The sequence below is a fragment of the Clostridium chromiireducens genome, from assembly GCF_002029255.1.
Taxonomy (GTDB): Bacteria; Bacillota; Clostridia; order Clostridiales; family Clostridiaceae; genus Clostridium; species Clostridium chromiireducens.
Genome location: NZ_MZGT01000138.1, coordinates 1 through 5,373 on the forward strand (window position 1 = coordinate 1; position 5,373 = coordinate 5,373).

A 5,373-nucleotide genomic window follows, 5' to 3' on the forward strand; every position below is an offset into this window, starting at 1 on the left:
TATATAAATATTTATAGATTTTATGCGGGCTAAGGAGATATTATTATGAAAAATATTGATATATTTAGAGAATCAGAACAGTATATGCCTGGGGGAGTTAACAGTCCAGTTAGGGCTTTTAGGGGAGTAAAGATAAATCCACCTATTATAAAGTCTGGAAAAGGTGTAGTAATTAAAGATGAAGAAGATAACGAGTATATAGATTTTGTGTTGGCTTGGGGACCATTAATCCTTGGTCACTGTGATGAAGATGTTGTAGAAGCGATTAAGGAAGTAAGCTCAAAGGCTTTAGCTTTTGGAGCGCCAACAAAATTAGAATTGGATCTGGCTAAGTTTATGTGCACTAGTTTAGATAATATCGAAATGATTAGAATGGTTAACTCAGGAACAGAAGCTACTATGAGTGCGGTAAAGCTTGCAAGGGGATACACTAATAGAAAAAGAATAGTTAAATTTGCAGGATGCTACCATGGGCATTTCGATGGATTTTTAATTGAAGCAGGCTCAGGTGTAATTACTGGAGGGATACCAGGTTCACTTGGTGTTCCAACTGAAAGTATAGAAAATACTTTAATTGGTATATATAATGATAAGGAACAAATTACAGAATTATTTAAGAAATATGGTAATGAAATTGCTGGTGTTATTATTGAACCTGTAGCTGGAAATATGGGAGTAATAAAAGCAGAAGATGATTTTATGGAAACATTAAGAGAACTTTGCGACGAATATGGGTCATTATTAATATTTGATGAAGTTATGAATGGTTTTAGGGTTGCATTTAAAGGTGCGCAATCTTTATTTAAGGTAAAACCGGATTTAGTTACATATGCAAAAATTATGGGTGGTGGACTACCATGTGGAGCATATGGAGGAAGAAGAGAAATAATGGAGAATTTAGCGCCTTTAGGAGGAGTATATCAGGCAGGTACAATGTCAGGAAATCCTATAGTTATGGCCGCTGGGCTTGCAACTTTAGCTAAACTAAAAAATAACTTAGACTATTATAATCATATTGAAAATATAGGAATTAAACTTCAAGAAGGAATATTACAAATATCTCAAAAATATAATCTTCCAGTAGTAATGAATAGAGTTGGAGGAATGATGACAATATTCTTTAGTAACTTAAAAGAAGTTAGAACTTATGACGATGTGAAAACTTGTGATGTTGAGAGATTTAATCGATACTTTGAGCACATGCTTAAGAGTGGTATAAATATACCTCCTTCACAATTTGAAGCACTGTTTTTAAGTGTTAAGCATGAAGAAAACCATATTAATACATTCTTAAATGCTTTCGAGAAATTTGCTGCAAGTGAAGTTTAACAAGTTTATATAAAATGATGTATAGTATTTAGCATAATATAAAACCTATAAAAGGAATGAACTACATATGAATAAAATTAATTATCAAAAGGAATTAGACTCCCTAATAGAAAATTTGGTTAAAGAAGAAAAAGTTCCAACTTTGTTACTGCATAGCTGCTGTGCTCCTTGTAGCAGCTATGTACTGGAATATTTATCTCAGTATTTCAGCATAACAATTTTCTTTTATAATCCAAATATATATCCATTAGAAGAGTTCTCGCGAAGAGTAGCAGAACAAAAGGGACTTATATCTGAACTTAAAGTTAAACATGAAATAATGTTTATAGAAGGTAGATATGATACTGAAAATTTTTATATGATATCAAAGGGATTAGAGCAGGAAAAAGAAGGTGGTGCAAGATGTTTTAAGTGTTATGAATTGAGACTTAAAGAAGCGGCACTTATTGCAAGTGAAAAAGGTTATGATTATTTTACTACTACCTTATCTATAAGCCCACATAAGAATGCACAAAAGCTAAATGAAATAGGAAAAATTTTAAGTGAGGAATACGGAGTTAAATACTTATATTCAGATTTTAAAAAGAAAGAAGGATATAAACGTTCTATTGAGTTATCTAAAGAATATAACTTATATAGACAAGATTATTGTGGATGCGTTTTTTCTTATAATGAGAGGATTAATTCAGATGATACAATGGTATAAAGAATAGTAATATGAATTTTTTTAAACATAATACATATAGCAATATCTTTTTTATCCGATAGATAGCATTCGTAAGACTTCATCTATATGAAACTCCAACTTAAAAGTTTCACTTTATAAATGTAATAAAAAATTTACAACAGATAAATACTTTTTATTATATAATAGTGTAAAGGAGAGGATTAATATGTCTGATAAAATCATAGACTTTAATGAATTGAAAAATAAAGTTAAAGATAAAGATATAGATAAATTTGAAGAGTATATTTATTCTATGTATTATAAATTAGCTGAAGGAAAAATGAACATGGCCGATTTCTCTAAAAATATAATGGCTTATATGGAAGAAAACAATATTTCACAAGATAAGCTTATTAATATTCAAAAAAAATTTTTAGAGAGATATGGATTAGATCCATCTATGATAGAACAACAGCTAAATATTCCGGGATTTGGTTCAAAAAGTTCAAATACTAATTATAGCACTATTAAAAAGACTATGGGTTTTCAAGAAAAATATAAGAGCAGAATATCAATTAAATCAATGTCAGAATACTTTATAAAAAATGAAAAAAATGATCTTAAAATATTCCTAGAAAACGAAGAGGTATTCTTAATAAGTGAGAAGAATATAGATTTAAATGATACTGAATTAAATGAATTTTTATGTTCATATAAAAAAGTAATTGAAGATAAGAAAATAAATATAGTTTTATGTGAAAATACGAAAAGTTATGAGTACTAAAAATATGTTAAAGTTTTGACCTTAAATGGTAAAAAAGTGCAGCACAAGAATCTAAAATTAAGATTTTTGTACTGCATTTTTCACTTTATAATGGAGAATTGAATATGACAAATTTCAATAATCCCTCAGAAATAGAAATAATATCATCATTTGATATAGTTGAAAGGTCATGAGCACTGCTATTTAAGGTGATAAGTTTAGCTTTCGCATTAACTTCAATACATTTATTATAAAGCTGTTTAGAACTTTCGTATGGAACCATAGCATCTGAATTACTGTGAATTATAAGTGTATTTGGATTTGTTGGATCAACATAGTTTATAGGGTTATATATTTTTTCTACACCTTCTTTATCTGTAATAGATGCAAAAATTTTTGATAAATCATAGTTTAAGCTTGTAGTATTTAAAAGAGTTAAATCAGTTGGACCTGCAAAGTCAATTAAGTATTTGACTTTTGATGGATAACTACTCAAATCTGTATCGTCTATAAATTCATTATTATCGCTATAGCTTGCCATAAGTGAAAGATGAGCGCCAGAAGAAACGCCGATAACCCCTATTTCATCTGTATTAAGGTTATAGGTAGATTTATTTTTATATACCCATCTTATTGTGTCTTTTACATCTGAAATTTGCTTGCTAAAGTTTTCCTTATTTCTCATAAGCTCGTATGAAGTACTTATAATTGTATATCCTTGTTCTCTGAATGTATCAAGAATTGGACTTATAGCCTCAGGAATACTTTTATCACCATAGGCCCAGCTTCCACCATGTACATATATAAGTACTGGAGAAGATTTATAAACTTGATTTATTGGCCCATAGATATCCAAGGATAAAGGCACTCCGTTTGTATTTTTGTAGACTACATCTTTATAATTCATAGAACTTGATGATTTATTCATAGTAAAGTCTTGAGTAGTCCATACATGATTTTTTAAGGAGATGTATTTATCAGCTATTCTGTAAGACAACATAATTCTCTTATAAAATACTATAGCTAAAACAATAATTGTAATAAATAAAATCAGAAAAAACATTTTAAAAAATTTCTTCATTAAAATATATGCCTAATATATAGAAATAAATATACTTATCCGATATCTAGCATCCGTAAAATCATATTTTTTTCAAATCGGAGATAACGGCTGCAAACTCACGGACATTGTGCCCTTTATGGGTATAAATTAAACTAAATTCAGCTGGAGTTAAAACTTCCACCTGAAAAGTTTTACTTTATTAGGCTTATCTCCTTTCTTATAAAATTTATAGAATATTAATAAATTTATATAATAACTAGCATTTATAAGTATTCTATATAATATTAATTACAAATTATTTTTTAGAACTACGCTAAACACTTTAATAGAGTTTGTATATCAATAATAATTTATACTATAAAATTATATCATAGGAAATTAGTAAAAATCGTAAATTAAGAATTTTGTAATATATTGAGAGACAATGGTGTTTTGCTAAGTAAATATATAATTAAAATAATATTTTATATTTATATGAATATTAATAATATATAAGAACAGAACAATTAGAATTAATCCTTTTGAAAGGAGATATTATGAACAATTCTTTTGATGTGCTTGTCTATTTAGATGAAAACTTAGTGAGAAATTTATCTTCACTAGTATTAACTGGATTTATAGAAACAATAACTAGAACTCAAGCCTTTGATAGGACTTTATCTGCAGGATATCATGAAGGTGACAGAATTGAAAGTTCTAATCAAGGTAGTATTTCAAGAATTGAAAGAAAAGGCTTTAGGGATAAAAATAAATTAAATGCAAATAATAACTTATTGAATCATCATGTGGATAAAGATATTGATGCAAAACAGTTCATAAGAGAAGAAAAACAGATTAAAACAACGTACACGACCTTTGTTTTAAATGGAAGTTTAATGGATTATTTTAATGAGCACAAACATCTACATCAGAAAAACGAAGATGATATTGAAAATAATAACATATATCCAGGTGATTTAATACAGCTTGAAGGAACTATTACCAATAAAGGCGTTCTGCCATTTATTGATACTTTAATAAATCTAATAACTATATTTGGAGATGATTATTTAAACACAGTGACCAAAGAGTGTGATGGGAAAATTGATTTTACTATGTTTTTAAAGATGTTAAACTATGTAAAAAGTATTTTGGCATATAATAATACGGTGGATCTAATAATGAAATGCGGGAATGGAACGGCAATTTTAACTGTAAATAAGGAAAACTTTATGAACAATAGATATAACGTTTTTGATAATGTTAATTGTCATTGTAAAGTAATCGGTAAGGTGATTAAAACATGTACAGAAGAATGTGACACTATAAGTTTATTGAGAAAAACAGGGCAGGAAGAATTTTATGAAAAGTTTTTTGAACAATGTAAACCTCTTTTAGAATGTTTAAGAAAGAATAATATTCTAGTACCGGAATTCCCCAATTTTAGAATAAATGAATGTGCAATACAAATTATGCCGTTAAACATTTACATGTAAAAATTTTATTATATTTAAAATGTATTTTGCAGAAAAACACTTGTATATCAATAGAATACATGATAATATATATTAC

Annotated in this window: 5 protein-coding genes; 4 read left to right on the forward strand and 1 reads right to left on the reverse strand. The window is 27.9% G+C overall.

The genetic code is table 11. The features are described from left to right. Positions 1 to 45: 45 nt before the first annotated feature. The 3 genes from hemL to CLCHR_RS23685 all read left to right on the forward strand — a co-directional run bounded on the left by hemL (position 46) and on the right by CLCHR_RS23685 (position 2,780). Positions 46 to 1,329 (forward strand): glutamate-1-semialdehyde 2,1-aminomutase, encoded by a 1,284-nt coding sequence (gene hemL, locus CLCHR_RS23675; RefSeq protein WP_079442402.1) that lies wholly within the window; start codon positions 46 to 48, stop codon positions 1,327 to 1,329. 67 nt (positions 1,330 to 1,396) lie between these two features. Next, a complete protein-coding gene (locus tag CLCHR_RS23680) occupies positions 1,397 to 2,035 on the forward strand; it encodes an epoxyqueuosine reductase QueH (protein ID WP_079442403.1) in 639 nt (212 codons plus the stop codon). Between the two features lie 187 nt (positions 2,036 to 2,222). Then, positions 2,223 to 2,780, forward strand: a complete 558-nt coding sequence (locus CLCHR_RS23685; protein WP_079442404.1) for a DUF3867 domain-containing protein — start codon at positions 2,223 to 2,225, stop codon at positions 2,778 to 2,780. A gap of 85 nt (positions 2,781 to 2,865) precedes the next feature. Here the strand turns inward: CLCHR_RS23685 and CLCHR_RS23690 are convergent, their stop codons facing one another. Beyond that, the gene (locus CLCHR_RS23690; RefSeq protein ID WP_079442405.1) at positions 2,866 to 3,840 is read right to left on the reverse strand and encodes an alpha/beta hydrolase; all 975 of its coding nucleotides are present in this window, start codon (positions 3,838 to 3,840) and stop codon (positions 2,866 to 2,868) included. A 518-nt stretch (positions 3,841 to 4,358) separates the two neighbouring features. Here CLCHR_RS23690 and CLCHR_RS23695 point away from each other — a divergent pair. Beyond that, positions 4,359 to 5,297 (forward strand): DUF6414 family protein, encoded by a 939-nt coding sequence (locus tag CLCHR_RS23695; protein WP_079442406.1) that lies wholly within the window; start codon positions 4,359 to 4,361, stop codon positions 5,295 to 5,297. Positions 5,298 to 5,373: the final 76 nt, after the last annotated feature.